General features: G+C 77.1%; 1 protein-coding gene. It reads left to right on the top strand.

Annotation, left to right across the window (positions count from 1 at the left end; all coding sequences use genetic code 11):
* Window positions 1-450, top strand: a 450-nt coding sequence (locus tag HMPREF0731_RS22670) for a CHAP domain-containing protein (RefSeq protein WP_007006618.1), incomplete at its 5' end; no start/stop codon positions are given.
* Window positions 451-602: the final 152 nt, after the last annotated feature.

The raw sequence follows: 602 nt of genomic DNA, 5'->3' as shown, positions 1-602 counted from the left end.
GGCGGCGCCGCGCCGCGCGGCCCGGTGCTGGGGGCCGAGGCGCTGCGCGAGCCGGTGACCTGCGTGCCCTATGCGCGGGCGCGCTCCGGCGTCGATCTGCGCGGCGATGCCTGGCAATGGTGGGACGCCGCCGCCGGCACCTATGAGCGCGGCGCGGCGCCGCGCCCGGGCAGCGTGCTGGTGCTGGCGCGCAGCGGCCGCATGCGCGACGGCCACCTGGCGGTGGTCAGCCGCGTCGTGTCCTCGCGCGAGATCCGGGTGGACCACGCCAACTGGGCCAGCGGCAGCCTGAAGGGCCGCATCATGCGCGACCAGCCGGTGCTCGACGTCTCGCCGCGCAACGACTGGTCGGTGGTGAAGGTCTGGTATCCGCCGAGCGGCGCCTATGGCGTCACCGCCTATCCGGCGGCGGGCTTCGTGCATCCGCGCTCGCAATGGGCGGCGCGCTGAGCCGCCGCGTGGGGCCTGGACGGGCGGCGCCGGCCATGCTCAACCCGGCGTGAGCCCGGCTGGAGGTTGAGGACGTGACACTGCATCGCCGCTCGCTGCTGACCCTCGGCGCCGTGGCGCTGGGCGGCGCCCCGCTCGCCGCGCCGCGCCTG

The organism is Pseudoroseomonas cervicalis ATCC 49957 (assembly GCF_000164635.1).
Taxonomy (GTDB): domain Bacteria; phylum Pseudomonadota; class Alphaproteobacteria; order Acetobacterales; family Acetobacteraceae; genus Pseudoroseomonas; species Pseudoroseomonas cervicalis.
This window is presented reverse-complemented; position numbering and strand designations above follow the sequence as displayed.